This window comes from Paraburkholderia sp. FW306-02-B, from assembly GCF_058782725.1.
Genome location: NZ_JBYSXZ010000001.1, coordinates 4,115,562 through 4,130,754, shown reverse-complemented (window position 1 = coordinate 4,130,754; position 15,193 = coordinate 4,115,562). Strand labels below are relative to the sequence as shown.

Here is a 15,193-nt window from a genome sequence, read left to right as displayed (position 1 = left end):
CGTCTAACCCAGCCGCTTTTCGCAAATAGCACGGGAGTCTGCATGCTACGATGCGCTTTTAGCACGACCATTCGAAAATAAAGGAGGAGACACTGCATGGAAAAAATCTGGCTGAAATCTTATCCGCCCGGCATTCCGGCAGAGATCGACCCGACCCGTTATTCGTCCGTCGCCGAACTGCTCGAAGAAGCCTTTCGCGAGCATCGCGCCAAACCGGCGTTCGTCTGCATGGGCAAAGAGATCAGCTATGGCGAGCTCGACACGCTATCGAGCAAGCTGGCCGCGTGGTTTCAGTCGAAGGGCATTGCCCGCGGCGCGCGCATCGCGATCATGATGCCGAACGTGCTGCAATATCCGGTTGCGATTGCCGCGATCTTGCGCGCGGGCTACGTGGTCGTGAACGTGAATCCGCTCTATACCCCGCGCGAGCTCGAGCATCAGCTCAAGGACTGCGGCGCGGAAGCGATCATCCTGCTCGAAAATTTCGCCGTCACGCTACAGGCGATTGTCCGCAATACGTCGGTCAAGCACGTTGTTGTCGCCGCGATGGGCGATCTTATGGGTGTGAAGGGCGCAGTTGTGAACTTCGTCGTGCGGCGCGTGAAGAAGATGGTGCCGGCGTGGAGTCTGCCGGGTCACGTCAAATTCAACACCGCGATCGCAGAGGGTGGCCGTCAGAGCTTCAAACCGGTCAAGCAAGGTCCGGACGACATCGCGTTCCTGCAATACACAGGTGGCACGACCGGCGTGGCCAAGGGCGCGACGCTGTTGCATCGGAACCTGATTGCCAACGTGCTGCAGTCCGAAATCTGGCTCGATCCGGTTCGCGCGAACCGCACGGACATCGATCAATTCATCACCGTCGTCGCGTTGCCGCTCTATCACGTGTTTGCGCTGACGGTTTGCGGTCTGCTGACGATTCGTACCGGCGGCCTTGGCGTGCTGATTCCGAATCCGCGGGACATCCCCGGCATGATCAAGTCGCTGCAAGGCTATCCGATCACGACGATTCCTGCCGTCAACACGCTATATAACGCGCTTCTGAACAGTCCGGACTTCCACAAACTCGACTTTTCGAAGCTGATCGCCGCAAACGGTGGCGGCATGGCGGTGCAGGAAGCGGTAGCCAAGCGCTGGTACGAGCAGACGCATACGCCGATCATCGAGGGGTACGGTTTGTCGGAGACGTCGCCGTGTGTGACCTGTAATCCGGTCACCGTCACCGAATACAGCGGTACGATCGGCTTGCCGCTGCCGTCGACGGACATCTCGATTCGCGACGACGAAGGCAACGAAGTGCCGCTCGGCCAGCCGGGTGAAATCTGCATCCGCGGTCCCCAGGTGATGGCAGGTTACTGGAACCGGCCGGACGAAACGGCCAAGGTCATGACGCCGGATGGCTTCTTCAAATCGGGCGACGTCGGCTTGATGAACGAAGTCGGCTTCGTCAAGATCGTCGACCGCAAGAAGGACATGATTCTGGTGTCCGGCTTCAATGTTTATCCGAACGAAATCGAGGATGTGGTCGCGAAGCTGCCGGGCGTGTTCGAAGTCGCTGCGGTTGGCGTGCCGGATCAGCACTCGGGCGAAGCGGTGAAGCTGTTCGTCGTGAAGAAGGACCCGGCGCTCACCGATGCGGACATCTTCGCGTACTGCAAGCAGCAGTTGACCGGCTACAAGCGGCCGAAGATCGTCGAATTCCGCACGGAACTCCCCAAGAGCAATGTCGGCAAAATTCTGCGCCGTGAATTGCGCGACGGCCGGGCATAACAACACCGGCGTAACGTAAGGCAATTCAGAAAAAAAGCCCGGCAGACGAAAGTCTGCCGGGCTTTTTTTGTTGAGCCGCCGCCTCGAACGCAAATCAGTCGGCGCGTGCGTGCCATAAAAAAAGGCGCCCGAAGGCGCCTTTGAGGCAAACTGCTTTATTACGACTTATTAGAACTTGTGGCGAATGCCGACGCGAGCCGCGAACTGGTTCTGGTTCGACGAACCCGACAGGCCGTTGATGCCCGCGGTTGCAGCAGTCAGACCACCCGTAGCCGTCAGCGTCTCGCCCAAAGCGTGTTGGTACACACCGATCACATACACGTCGGTACGCTTGGACAGGAAGTAGTCCACGCCAACCGAACCTTGGTGGTACTGGGCACGCGATGCGCCGTCGATTTCCGCGCCGCGCGTGTAGTCGTATGCAGCACCGACCAGCAGCGCCGGGGTCAACTGATACTTGAAGTTGACTTCCGCGTTGTTGAACGTAGCCGATTGGCCCTTGAACGGCGATGCGAACGAAGCACCCAGGTTCGCGAAGCGGATGTTCGAGTACGTCGCACCGATCGTTGCGGCGCCGAACGTGTATGCGCCGCCTGCACCGATCACCTGGTACGTGTTAGCCGAAGCGAAGCCAGCGTAGACCGGCGACTGCACGGCGAAGTTCGACAGGGCACCCGTGTTCGTCGCGGCCGTGCTGCCGGTATTGAACAGGCCGCCCGAAGCTGCCGGGGTGCGTGCGTTCAAGTAGCCAACGCCCAAGACCAACGGACCGTTGTTGTAGCCAGCGCCCAACGACCAGATCTGGTTGCCGGTGAAGTTGCCTGCCTGGCCGCCGAAGCTGTACGTGCCGCCGAACGTCAGGCCGCCGTAGTTAGCGCTCGTGTACTTGACCGTGTTGTTGGTGCGGTACGCGTTGTTGAAGTTGTCGATGTCGCCCGGGTGAGCAGCGATGTAGCCGCCCCACTGGTCGCCGGCTTCCAGCGGACCGACGTAGTCGACCACGGAGTCGTACTGACGACCCAGCGTGACCGTGCCGAACTGGCTCGACAGACCGACGTAAGCTTGACGACCGAACATCAGGCCGCCTTGACCCAGCTTGCCGTTGTTCACGTCAAAGCCGTTTTCCAACACGAAGATTGCCTTCAGGCCACCACCGAGATCTTCCGTGCCGCGCAGGCCGAAACGCGAGCCTTGCATAACACCGCTCGACAGGTTGTACAGGTGCTTGCCGCCCGAATTGGTGTTGATGTTGAAGCCTTCGTCAATGATACCGTACAGGGTCACGCTGCTCTGAGCATGAGCGACGCCTGCAAATGCGCCCAGTGCTGCGAGAGCGAGAAGCGACTTTTTCATCGAATGATCTCCAAGGATTACGAATCTTTTGTACAAGGCGAATATTTATGTTGCGTTGAGGCCTTGCTGTCCAACTTCGCGAGAAGTTGCACGTAATGTAACAAAAGGCATACATGGCACAAAGAAAAAGGAGACGGTGAGGAATGCTCCTGTTTCGTTTACGCAACATGGTCTAAAATCAAAAACTGGCCGCCAAATTCGCTCGGGTCCGAGGTCTTCGTGAGTCCGGTTTTGCGCTGCAAAGCCCTGTCGAGCAGACCTGTCAGCGCGGTAGGCGGTTGTCGAATCACGGGAGTGCTGCATGTTTCTGGACGAATTGATCAGCGAGTTTGATCGGGGTTTACGCTCAATGACGGGCGTGTCGCGGATGAGCCGTCCGTTGCCGGTTCCGCAAGAATCGGCGGCGGAGGCCGCGGAGATCTCGCCGGCGGAACGCGCGCACGCGGCCGCCTTGATGCGGGTGAACCACGTCGGCGAGGTGTGTGCCCAGGCGCTTTATCAGGCTCAAAAGCTGGCGACGAAGTCGCCGTCTTTGCGGGCGGTCTTCAACCGCGCGGCGATCGAAGAAGAGGATCACTTGGCGTGGACCGCAAAGCGCCTCGAAGCGCTCGACTCGCGTCCTAGTCTGTTGAACCCCCTTTGGTACACCGGCGCGTTGGCAATCGGGCTGGCAGCAGGCCGCCTGGGTGATCGCGTCAGCCTCGGCTTCATGGCGGAAACCGAGCGCCAGGTGGAACAGCATCTGGATAGTCATCTGGATCAGTTGCCCGCGGCCGATCGCGAGTCGCGTGCGATCGTCGAGCAGATGCGTGTAGACGAAGTAGAGCACGGTAAATCAGCGATGGACGCAGGCGGCGTCGAGTTGCCGTTTCCAGTGCGCGCACTGATGCGCGCGGTGTCGAAGGTTATGACTCGCACGGCCTATTACATATAAGTTCGACCTATAAATTCACGCCACCTCGTTGAAGTGGGACGGCGCCTCGAGCGCCGTCCTTCTAAAGCACCGAAACCTCCGCAAAACATCCCCCGGTCCCGCTTCACGATCTCTTACATTCCGCGCCTTTCCCCAGTACTTTTCACGTATCACCTTCACAAGTTGCACTAGCTCATTCATTTATAACGGTTTTCCGTTTTATGTCTGACGTGAAGGAGTGGCGCTAAGTCCTTGTTCTAACAAACAAATTTCGCTCGAAAAGCGCGTATCTCCTTGACCCCTGTTTAGCGTTCCTCTAAAGTGGGAGACAGTGTGAGAAAGTGTATTTTTGTGTGATCTCACAGGCGAATTCGGGTAGATTTTCACAGATCGGGCAGTCGGCGCTAAAGCGTCGTAAGAGGGGAGAGCGAAGTGTTCCAAGGGGCGTCGGCGCTGACGCTCGATGCGAAAGGGCGGATGTCGATTCCCTCTCGTTATCGGGATGCGCTGCAGACACAGGCAGAAGGCCGGGTGACGATCACCAAGCACCCGGACGGCTGCCTGTTGCTCTTTCCACGTCCTGAATGGGAAGTCTTCCGCGAGAAGGTTGGCAATCTGCCCATGAACGCGACCTGGTGGCGCCGCATTTTCCTCGGCAATGCAATGGACGTCGACATGGACGGCGCGGGTCGTGTACTCGTGTCGCCGGAACTGCGCATGGCCGGCTCGCTGGAAAAAGAAGTGACCTTGCTCGGCATGGGTCGTCACTTCGAATTGTGGGACGCACAAACTTACGCCGCGAAGGAACAGGCGGCGATCGCCGAGGGCATGCCCGAAGCGCTAAAGAATTTCACGTTCTGATCGCGGCATACATATATGGCACCTGCGATGGGAAACGAATTGCAGCATCGCACGGTGCTGCTGGAAGAGGCGGTCAATGCGCTGGTGACACGCGCGGACGGCGTTTACGTGGACGGTACGTTCGGGCGCGGCGGTCATAGCCGACTGGTGTTGGAGAGGTTGGGGGAATCGGGGCGTCTGATCGCGTTCGACAAAGACCCGCTCGCCATTGCCACGGCTCTGCAGATTACTGATCAGCGCTTCGGCATCGTGCACGAGAGTTTTGCTTCACTGCGTAACGCAATTGCGGAGCGCGGGGTAGGGCGTGTGTCGGGCGTTTTGCTGGATCTGGGCGTGTCGTCGCCGCAAGTCGACGATCCGGAGCGGGGCTTCAGCTTCCGTGCCGACGGCCCGCTCGACATGCGGATGGACCCGACGCGCGGCGAGTCTGCTGCCGACTGGCTGGCGCGGGCCACGGTGCAGGAACTGACGGAGGTGATACGAGATTATGGGGAAGAACGGTTTGCTTTTCAGATTGCAAAGGCGCTTGTTGCTCGCCGGGCAGAGTCCGACCGTCTTGGGCCTCTCGTCAGCACGGGCGAGCTTGCCCAAATCGTGGCTAACGTCGTCAAAACCCGTGAGAAGGGCAAGGATCCGGCAACCCGCACCTTTCAGGCTATACGGATTCACATCAATCAAGAGCTTGCGGAGTTGCAAGTCGTTTTAGACGCAGCATTGTCGTTGCTGGAGCAAGGGGGGCGGCTGGTGGTCATCAGCTTTCATTCGCTCGAGGACCGGATCGTCAAACGATTCATGCAGGCGCACGCCAGTACGCCTGCAGTCGATCGCCGTCTGCCGATTCGCGCAGTCGATCTGCCGAGCCCGCCGCTCAAGATCATCGGCCGCGTGTTCGCAAGCGACGCTGAAGTTGCCGCGAACCCGCGCGCCCGTTCTGCCGTGATGCGCGTGGCGGAGCGGATTGCACCATGAATCGCCTCAATATCTTCCTGCTGATGATCGTGATGGGGTGCGCCTTGTCGGTTGTCAACGCCACCAATCAGCAGCGTCAGATCTTTATCCAGTTGCAGCGCGCTCAATCTCAGGAGCGCCAGCTGCAGCAGGACTATTCGCAGCTTCAATATCAGCAGAGCGCGCTGTCGAAGACCTCGCGCATCGAGCAGATCGCCACGGCCTCGCTGAAAATGCAGGCGGTGAGCACTGGTCGCACCCAATACCTGACGCTTGATCCGGGCGCAGCCAAGGCTGAAGACGCGCCGATCGCGACCTCCGGTCCGGCGTCGGCACCGCTCACGACCCGTCGCGGAGGCGCGCGATGAAAAAATCGTCGGCTCGCAAGAGTGTGGCCTTCTCGGCGAATCCGATCCTGTCGGTGCGCCTGCCGATGTGGCGCTCGAAACTCGTTGTGTTTCTGTTGTTCATGGCGTTCGTCGCGTTGACCGCGCGCGCCTTCTGGATTCAGGGGCCGGGCAACGCGTTCTATCTGAAGCAGGGTGAAATCCGCTATCAGCGCCGGCTCGAACTGCCGGCCACGCGCGGCAAGATTCTCGACCGCAACGGTCTCGTGCTCGCCACAAGTCTGCCGGTGCGCGCCATTTGGGCGATTCCCGAATCGGTGCCGGACGATCTCGGCGCCGACAAGCTGACCGCGCTCGGCAAGCTGCTCGGCATGACTAATAAGGAACTGCGTGCCAAGCTGTCGGAAGACAAGACCTTTGTCTACGTGAAGCGCCAGGTGCCGGTCGACGTCGCCGCACAGGTCACCGCGCTCGACATTCCCGGCATTTATGCGCGCGACGAGTACAAGCGCTTCTATCCGGAAGGCGAGATCACGGCTCACCTGATCGGCTTCACGAACGTCGAAGACGAAGGCCAGGAAGGCGTCGAACTCGGCGACCAGAAGCTGCTGGCCGGCATGTCGGGCAGCCGTCGCGTGATCAAGGACCGGATGGGCCACATCATCGAAGATGTCGACGAACAGGTCGTGCCGCACAACGGCCAGGACGTCGATCTGTCGATCGACAGCAAGATCCAGTACATCGCGTATACGAACCTGAAAGCGGCCGTCGAGAAATTCAAGGCGAAAGCCGGTGCGGCGATGGTGATCGACGTGCGCACTGGCGAAGTGCTGGCGCTCGTCAATTACCCGACATACAACCCGAACGACCGTTCGCACCTGACCGGCGATCAGCTGCGCAACCGCATCCTGACGGACACCTTCGAGCCCGGCTCGATCATGAAGCCGTTCACGGTGTCGCTTGCGCTCGATCTGCACCGCGTGACGCCGACTACACTGGTAGATACGGGGCCGGGCCGCTTTGTGCTCGACGGCGCGCCGATCACCGACGACAGCGCGTTCGGCGTGCTGACGGTGGGCGGTGTGATCCAGAAGTCGAGCAACATCGGCGCGACGAAGATCGCCATGCAGCTCAAGCCCGAAGAGATGTGGAACATGTATACCAGCATCGGTCTCGGCCAGGCGCCGAAGGTCGGCTTCCCAGGCGCGGCGGCGGGCCGTCTGCGTCCGTGGAAGGGCTGGCGCCGTATCGAGCAGGCGACCATGTCGTACGGCTACGGCCTGTCGGTGTCGCTGTTCCAGCTGGGCCGCGCGTACACCGCGATCGCGCATGATGGCGAGATCATGCCGGTGTCGATTTTCCGCACGCCTGGCGATCAGCCGGCGACGGGGCCGCAAATCTTCGCGCCGACCACCGCCCGCGAAGTGCGCGCGATGCTCGAAACCGTGACGGCGCCGGGCGGCACGTCGCCGGATGCGGCCGTGCCGGGCTATCGCGTCGGCGGCAAGAGCGGTACCGCCTACAAGCACGGCGCTCACGGCTACGACCACTCGAAGTACCGCGCGTCGTTCGTCGGCATGGCGCCGATGCCGAATCCGCGCATCGTCGTGGCTGTGTCGGTCGACGAACCGACTGCGGGCAGCCACTTCGGCGGTCAGGTCTCGGGTCCGGTGTTTTCGGCGATCGTCGGCGATACGCTGCGCTCGCTGAATGTGCCACCGGACATGCCGGTCAAACAGATGGTGGTGTCGGACGATTCGGCGCCTGCTGCGCCGAGCGCACCGCCCGCAGCCGCAACGGTGAAAAAACTCTCCACCAGCGGTGGCGCGAAGAAAATGACAATCGCCGCCAACGCAAAAAGCCATCCCGGAGTTGTGCGATGAGCGCGCTGCGTAAGAAACATCCAGCGCGCCGGCAGATTGCCGACGCATTGACCTGGCTGCACGCACGCGTGCAGCCAGGCGCACATCTGCACGCCGACACGCGCTCGCTTGCGGCGGGCGACGCGTTTTTCGCGTACGCAGTCGACGGGGCGGACAACCGTCCGTTCATCGACGGCGCGATCGAGCGTGGCGCGGCAGCGGTGCTGGTTCAGCCGGAAGGTTTCAGCGGCACGATCGATCCGTCCATGACATTGGCCGTACCGGCGCTGAACGAACTGGCAGGCTCGATCGCGAGCGCCTGGTATAACGATCCGAGTGACGCGATGCTGGCTGTCGGCGTCACCGGCACCAACGGCAAGACCTCGTGCAGCCAATGGATCTCGGCGGCGCTGACCGCGCTCGGCACGCGTTGCGCGATCATCGGCACGCTCGGCACCGGTCTGCCGGGCCAACTCGTCCCCACCGGCTTCACGACGCCCGACGCGCCGCAGCTTCAGCGCAGTCTCGCGCAGTTGCGCGATGCGGGTGCTCAGGCGGTGGCGATGGAAGTGTCGTCGCATGCGTTGCATCAAGGCCGTGCGAACGGCACCGCGTTCGACATCGCCGTGTTCACGAACCTCACGCAAGACCACCTCGACTATCACGGCACGTTCGACGCCTACGAAGCCGCGAAGGCGCACCTGTTCGCGTGGCCGGAGCTGCGTGCCGCGGTGATCAACCGCGACGATGCAGCCGGCCGGCGCCTGCTAGCAAGCACGCAAGGGCATGCACGCACGATCGCCTACGGGCTCGACGAAACGCTGCAGGACGTGCCACAGGCCGATGCGTTGCTGTTCGCATCGAACGTCCGCGCCACGGCCACCGGCACGGCGTTTCATCTGACTACATCCGATTGGGGCAACGCCGAAGTCGAAGTGCAAACGCTCGGCGCGTTCAACGTCAGCAATCTGCTCGGCGTGCTCGGCGCGTTGCTCGCCGCCGACGCGCCGTTCGAAGCCGCGCTCGCCGAGCTGGCGAAGCTCGAGCCGGTGAACGGCCGCATGCAGCGCCTGGGTGGCCGCTTGCAGAACGACGAACCGCTCGTCGTGATCGATTACGCGCACACGCCGGACGCGCTGGAAAAGACTTTAGAAGCATTGCGCCCGATGGCGACGGCTCGTGGCGGCGAACTGATCTGCATGTTCGGCTGCGGCGGCGACCGCGACGCGACCAAGCGTCCATTGATGGGCGCGATCGCCGAGAAGCTCGCCGACGGCGTGGTCGTGACCAGCGACAACCCGCGCAGCGAAGATCCGCAAGCGATCATCGAACAGATTGCCGCCGGCATGAAAGACGCGTCGAAGGCACGCTGCATCGAGGACCGCGCGAGCGCGATCCTGCAAGCGATCCGCGGCGCAGCGCGCGAAGACGTCATCGTGCTGGCCGGCAAGGGGCACGAAGCAACACAGGAAATCATGGGTAAGAAACGCGCTTTCTCCGATCAGGACCACGCTCGCCTCGCGCTTGCCGCGCGGGCGACGCACGCACGCGGAGGTGGCGAATGACGATGTTCTCGCTGCGCGAAGCCGCCGCGCTGATTCCCGGCGCCACCGTGCTCGGTGACGACGGCGTCACGTTCGAACGCGTGTCGACTGATAGCCGCAGCGCCGGTCCGGGCGATCTGTTCGTCGCGATCAAGGGTGAGCGTTTCGATGCGCACGACTTCCTGCCGGAAGTCGCCTCGCGCAACGTCACGGCCGCGTTGGTCACGCGCGTTCCCGACGACTGGCGCGTGCCCGCCTTGCGTGTGGCTGATACGCGCGTCGCATTGGGCACCCTTGCACGCGGCTGGCGTCGCAAGTTCAGCATGCCGCTCGTTGCGGTGACGGGCAGCAACGGCAAGACCACGGTCAAGGAAATGATCGCGTCGATCTTCGCCGCTGCGGTCGGCGCGGATGCCCGCCTCGCGACTGCGGGCAATTTCAACAACGACATCGGCTTGCCGCTGACGCTGTTCCGTCTGCACGCCGCGCATCGCCTGGCGGTGGTCGAACTCGGCATGAACCATCCGGGTGAAACGTCGTTGCTCGCGAAGATCGCCGAGCCCACCGTCGCGGTAGTGAACAACGCGCAGCGCGAGCATCAGGAATTCATGGCGACCGTCGAAGCGGTCGCGCTCGAACACGCGAGCGTGATTCACGCGCTGTCCCCGGAAGGCGTCGCCGTGTTCCCGGCTGACGACGCATACGCAAGCATCTGGCGCGTCGCGGCGACCGGCAACCGGATCATCGACTTCGCTTTGAACTCCGATGAGCGCGTCACCGAAGCTGCCGTAACAGGCACGTTCGCAGGCAACGTTCTGAGCATCGGCACGCCGGAAGACCACATCGACGTCACGCTGCAAGTGCTAGGCGACCACAACGCGCACAACGCATTGGCCGCGACCGCAGCCGCGTTGGCCGCGGGCGTCTCGCTCGATGCGATCAAGCTAGGCCTCGAATCGTTCGGTGCGGTGAAAGGCCGTTTGCAGGTCAAGCACGCCGCGCTCGGCACGCTCGCCGGCGCAACCGTGATCGACGACACCTACAACGCGAATCCCGACTCGATGCGCGCCGCGATCGACGTGCTCGTGTCGCAAACGTCGCCGCGCGTGCTGGTGATGGGTGACATGGGCGAAGTCGGCGACAACGGTCCGGCGTTTCACCGCGAAATCGGTGCATACGCGAAAGAACGCGGTATCGACGCGCTGTACGCACTGGGCGACGCCTCGCGCGACGCCTGCACCGCGTATGGCGCGGGCGCGCATCACGTCGCCGATGTCGGCACGCTGATCGCCCAATTGCAGCAGGCCGGTTTCGGTCCCGCTGCAACGCTTCTCGTGAAAGGCTCGCGCTTCATGCAAATGGAGCGCGTGGTGGACGCCGTAACGAGTCCACAACCCAACGCAGCGGGCAGTGCGCCCGCTGCACATTGAAATAGAAGGACCGAAGCATGCTACTGGCGCTGGCGCAATGGCTGCAGAATGACGCAAGCTTCTTGCGCGTGTTCAGTTATCTGACTTTCCGTGCGGTGATGGCAACCATCACCGCGCTGCTGATCGGGCTCGTCTGTGGCCCGTGGGTGATCCGCAAGCTGACCGCGATGAAGGTCGGCCAGGCCGTTCGTAAAGACGGTCCGCAAACGCACCTCGTCAAATCCGGTACGCCGACAATGGGCGGCGTGCTGATTTTGCTAGGTATCGCAGTGGCGACGCTGCTGTGGGCCGATCTGACCAACCGTTTCATCTGGATCGTGATGCTGGTCACGTTCGGCTTCGGCGTGATCGGCTGGGTCGACGATTACCGCAAGGTGGTCTACAAGGACCCGCGCGGTATGTCGTCGCGCGAAAAGTACTTCTGGCAATCGGTGATCGGCTTGTTCGCCGCGGTTTATCTGGCGTTTAGCGTGTCCGAAGCCAGCAATGTGCGCGTGTTCGACCTGTTCATGGCGTGGGTGCGCAGCGGCTTGTCGATGGGCTTGCCGGCGCGTGCCGACCTGATGCTGCCATTCGTCAAATCGATCAGCTATCCGCTCGGCGTGTGGGGTTTCATCGTCCTGACGTATCTGGTGATCGTCGGCGCGAGCAACGCGGTCAATCTCACCGACGGTCTCGACGGCCTCGTGATCATGCCGGTCGTGCTGGTCGGTGCGTCGCTCGGGGTGTTCGCGTATGTGATGGGCAGCTCGGTCTACTCGAAGTACCTGCTGTTTCCGCATATCGCCGGCGCCGGTGAACTGCTGATTTTCTGTTCGGCGATGGGCGGGGCAGGGCTCGCGTTTCTGTGGTTCAACACGCACCCGGCACAGATGTTCATGGGCGACGTCGGCGCGCTGGCACTGGGCGGCGCGCTCGGCACCGTCGCGGTGATCGTGCGTCAGGAAATCGTGCTGTTCATCATGGGCGGCATTTTCGTCGCGGAGACGCTCTCCGTGATGTTGCAGGTTACGTGGTTCAAGTTCACCAAGCGCCGCTTCGGCGAAGGGCGGCGGCTCTTCAAGATGGCGCCGCTGCATCACCATTTTGAATTGTCGGGCTGGAAGGAAACGCAGGTGGTCGTGCGTTTCTGGATCATCACGCTGATGTTGTGTCTGTTCGGTTTGTCCACGCTCAAGCTGCGTTAAGAAGTTGCAGGAATAAAGGGAAGCAAGCGATGTTTGGCGAGAAGTTTCGGGATCGGCAAAAGCCGATGGTGCTCGTGCTGGGACTCGGTGAATCCGGTCTCGCGATGGCGCGCTGGTGCGCGCGGCACGGTTGTCGGCTGCGTGTGGCCGATACGCGCGAGGTGCCGCCGAACCTGCCCGCACTGGAAGCGCACGGCGTCGATGCCGAGTTCATCGGCGGCCCGTTTTCGCCGGTGCTGCTCGATGGCGTCGAACTGGTTGCGATCAGCCCGGGTTTGTCGCCGCTTGCCGCCGATCTGCTGCCGCTGATCAGCGCTGCACGTGAGCAGGACATCCCCGTGTGGGGCGAACTCGAGTTCTTCTCGCAAGCACTGAAGACGCTCGGCGAAAGCGGTTACGCGCCGAAGGTGATCGCGATCACCGGCACCAACGGCAAGACGACGACGACGAGCCTGGCCGGCCTGCTGTGCGAACGCGCCGGCAAGAAGGTCGCGGTGGCGGGCAACATCAGTCCGGCCGCGCTGGACAAACTGACCGAAGCGATCGACAACACCGCTTTGCCCGACGTATGGGTTCTGGAACTGTCCAGCTTCCAGCTGGAAACCGCGCACACGTTTACGCCGGACGCAGCGGTCGTTCTGAACATCACGCAAGATCACCTGGATTGGCACGGCGGCCTCGATGCGTACGCTGCTGCGAAGGGCCGCATCTTCGGTACACAAACCGTGCGTGTGCTGAACCGCGACGACGCACGCGTGATGGCGCTCGCGCCGTCAGGCGGCAGCGACGCGGCGATGATCACGTTTGGCGTGACCGAGCCGAAGAACGACGGCGACTACGGTTTGCTGCGCGATAACGGCATCGTCTGGCTGGTCGAAGCGCACGATCGCGACGCCGGCGACGAATCCCCCAATCTCCCAAGGGGACTTCCTTCGGGGCGGGGGACTTCTTTCGGGGCGACGGCGCCGACGCGCCGTCGCAAGCATGAAGTGAGCGCGGCGCCGAACATCGCGCTCAAGCGACTGATGCCCGCCGACGCCTTGCGTATTCGCGGTCTGCACAATGCCGCCAACGCGCTGGCCGCGTATGCGTTGGCGCGTGCGATCGGTCTGCCGGGCGCGCCGCTCCTGCACGGCTTGCGCGAATACCGCGGCGAACCGCATCGGGTTGAATTGATCGCATCGATCGAAGGCATCGATTATGTCGACGACAGCAAGGGCACCAACGTCGGCGCGACAGTTGCCGCGCTCGACGGCCTCGCGCAGCGCGCGGTGCTGATCGCCGGCGGTGACGGCAAGGGCCAGGATTTCGATCCTCTCGCCGAGCCGGTCATGCGCTGGTGCCGCGCCGTGATGCTGATCGGCCGAGATGCGCCACGGATTCGCGCCGCGCTGGAACACACCGGCATCGCGCTGACCGATCACGCGACGCTCGAAGAAGCCACGCGTGCGGCTACAGCGCTGGCGCAACCGGGTGACGCCGTGCTGCTGTCGCCGGCCTGCGCGAGCTTCGACATGTTCAAGGGTTACGCGCATCGTGCGGCGGTGTTCCGCAGCACGGTGAAAGACATCGCTGCCGAACGGGGGACGATGATATGAGCTGGTCGGAACGTTTCGGTTCGCGCCTTGCCGGGTCCCGTGCCGGTCAAGGCGACGCAGGCAGCGCAAGCAGCACCGGTCGCGCGTCTGGCCGCACCGGCGGCAGCGGTCTATCGAGCGCCGTCAACGGCGTGCGTCCGTTGCGTTCGCGGATGCTCGACTACGATCACTCGCTGCTGTGGGTGGTCGTCGCGTTGCTGGGTCTTGGTGTCGTGATGGTGTATTCAGCGTCGATCGCGATGCCCGATTCGCCGAAGTACGCGTCGTATCGCGACTACGCGTTCCTCGTGCGTCAGATCATCTTCGTGGTGATGGGCTCGGTGATTGGCGTCGTGTCGTTCCGCATTCCGATCTCGACGTGGGACAAGTACGCGCCGAAGCTCTTCCTGATTTCGCTGGTCGCGCTGGTGATCGTGCTGATCCCGCACGTCGGCAAGGGCGTGAACGGCGCGCGCCGCTGGATTCCGCTCGGCATCACGAACATGCAGCCGTCGGAAATCATGAAGCTCGCCGTGACGATCTACGCGGCGAACTACACGGTGCGCAAACAGGAATACATGCACAGCTTCGCCAAGGGCTTTCTGCCGATGGCGGTCGCGGTGGGTCTCGTCGGCGCGCTGCTGCTGCTCGAGCCGGACATGGGCGCGTTTATGGTGATCGCCGCGATCGCGATGGGCGTGCTGTTCCTCGGCGGTGTGAACGGCAAGCTGTTCGGTGGTCTCGTGGCTACCGCGGTGGGCACGTTCAGCTTGCTGGTGTGGGCGTCGCCGTGGCGTCGCGAGCGGATCTTCGCTTACCTCGATCCGTGGGACGACCGTTACGCGCAAGGCAAGGCCTATCAATTGACGCACTCGCTGATCGCTTTCGGGCGCGGCGAGTGGTTCGGCGTGGGTCTCGGCGGCAGCGTCGAGAAGCTCAACTATCTGCCGGAAGCGCATACCGACTTCATCCTCGCGGTGATCGGCGAGGAACTCGGTTTTGTCGGCGTGCTGGTCGTGATCCTGATGTTCTACTGGATCGTGCGCCGTTCGTTCGAGATCGGCCGTCAGGCGCTCGCGCTCGACCGCACGTTTGCAGGTTTGGTGGCGAAGGGCGTCGGCATCTGGTTCGGCGCGCAGACCTTCATCAACATGGGCGTGAACCTCGGCTTGCTGCCGACCAAAGGCCTCACGTTGCCGCTCGTCAGCTACGGCGGTTCGGGCATCGTGTTGAACTGCGTCGCGGTGGCGGTGTTGATGCGTGTCGATTATGAAAATCGTGTGCTGATGCGTGGGGGGAAGGTATGAGCCCCATGCAGCAGCGCACGATTTCGGCGAAGGCTAACTTCGTGCGCGAAGCGCGCGAAGTTAAGCGCAGCGGCCGAAGCCAAAACGAATTTTC

General features: G+C 62.3%; 12 protein-coding genes. 11 read left to right on the top strand and 1 reads right to left on the bottom strand.

From position 1 onward, the window contains the following. Window positions 1–96: 96 nt before the first annotated feature. On the top strand, window positions 97–1,770 hold the full coding sequence (locus AC3WOG_RS18445; RefSeq protein WP_492579303.1) for a long-chain fatty acid--CoA ligase: 1,674 nt from the start codon (window positions 97–99) through the stop codon (window positions 1,768–1,770). Between the two features lie 168 nt (window positions 1,771–1,938). Here the strand turns inward: AC3WOG_RS18445 and AC3WOG_RS18440 are convergent, their stop codons facing one another. Beyond that, entirely contained in the window at window positions 1,939–3,123 is a 1,185-nt protein-coding gene (locus AC3WOG_RS18440) for a porin (protein WP_492579302.1), read from the bottom strand. Window positions 3,124–3,424: 301 nt separating this feature from the next. Here AC3WOG_RS18440 and coq7 point away from each other — a divergent pair, with 301 nt between their 5' ends. The 10 genes from coq7 to ftsW all read left to right on the top strand — a co-directional run bounded on the left by coq7 (window position 3,425) and on the right by ftsW (window position 15,099). Next, a complete protein-coding gene (gene coq7, locus AC3WOG_RS18435; protein WP_492579301.1) occupies window positions 3,425–4,057 on the top strand; it encodes a 2-polyprenyl-3-methyl-6-methoxy-1,4-benzoquinone monooxygenase in 633 nt (210 codons plus the stop codon). Window positions 4,058–4,468: 411 nt separating this feature from the next. Continuing rightward, entirely contained in the window at window positions 4,469–4,897 is a 429-nt protein-coding gene (mraZ, locus tag AC3WOG_RS18430; protein WP_492579300.1) for a division/cell wall cluster transcriptional repressor MraZ, read from the top strand. Between the two features lie 15 nt (window positions 4,898–4,912). Further along, window positions 4,913–5,866, top strand: a complete 954-nt coding sequence (gene rsmH, locus AC3WOG_RS18425; protein ID WP_492579299.1) for a 16S rRNA (cytosine(1402)-N(4))-methyltransferase RsmH — start codon at window positions 4,913–4,915, stop codon at window positions 5,864–5,866. After that, window positions 5,863–6,213, top strand: coding sequence for a cell division protein FtsL (gene ftsL / locus AC3WOG_RS18420; RefSeq protein ID WP_492579298.1), 351 nt, complete (start codon window positions 5,863–5,865; stop codon window positions 6,211–6,213). The genes rsmH and ftsL overlap by 4 nt, the downstream gene beginning before the upstream one ends. Continuing rightward, complete coding sequence (locus tag AC3WOG_RS18415; RefSeq protein ID WP_492579297.1) at window positions 6,210–8,075, top strand: peptidoglycan D,D-transpeptidase FtsI family protein; 1,866 nt, start codon at window positions 6,210–6,212, stop codon at window positions 8,073–8,075. The genes ftsL and AC3WOG_RS18415 overlap by 4 nt, the downstream gene beginning before the upstream one ends. Then, a complete protein-coding gene (locus AC3WOG_RS18410) occupies window positions 8,072–9,619 on the top strand; it encodes a UDP-N-acetylmuramoyl-L-alanyl-D-glutamate--2,6-diaminopimelate ligase (protein ID WP_492579296.1) in 1,548 nt (515 codons plus the stop codon). The genes AC3WOG_RS18415 and AC3WOG_RS18410 overlap by 4 nt, the downstream gene beginning before the upstream one ends. Next, window positions 9,616–11,028 (top strand): UDP-N-acetylmuramoyl-tripeptide--D-alanyl-D-alanine ligase, encoded by a 1,413-nt coding sequence (locus tag AC3WOG_RS18405; RefSeq protein ID WP_492579295.1) that lies wholly within the window; start codon window positions 9,616–9,618, stop codon window positions 11,026–11,028. Before AC3WOG_RS18410 ends, AC3WOG_RS18405 begins: the two co-directional genes overlap by 4 nt. Before the next feature lie 17 nt (window positions 11,029–11,045). After that, window positions 11,046–12,215 carry a phospho-N-acetylmuramoyl-pentapeptide-transferase gene (gene mraY / locus AC3WOG_RS18400; protein ID WP_341314218.1) on the top strand — a complete coding sequence of 390 codons (1,170 nt, stop codon included), beginning with the start codon at window positions 11,046–11,048 and terminating at the stop codon, window positions 12,213–12,215. Window positions 12,216–12,244: 29 nt separating this feature from the next. After that, complete coding sequence (gene murD / locus AC3WOG_RS18395) at window positions 12,245–13,813, top strand: UDP-N-acetylmuramoyl-L-alanine--D-glutamate ligase (protein WP_492579294.1); 1,569 nt, start codon at window positions 12,245–12,247, stop codon at window positions 13,811–13,813. After that, entirely contained in the window at window positions 13,810–15,099 is a 1,290-nt protein-coding gene (gene ftsW / locus AC3WOG_RS18390) for a putative lipid II flippase FtsW (RefSeq protein WP_492579293.1), read from the top strand. The genes murD and ftsW overlap by 4 nt, the downstream gene beginning before the upstream one ends. Window positions 15,100–15,193: the final 94 nt, after the last annotated feature.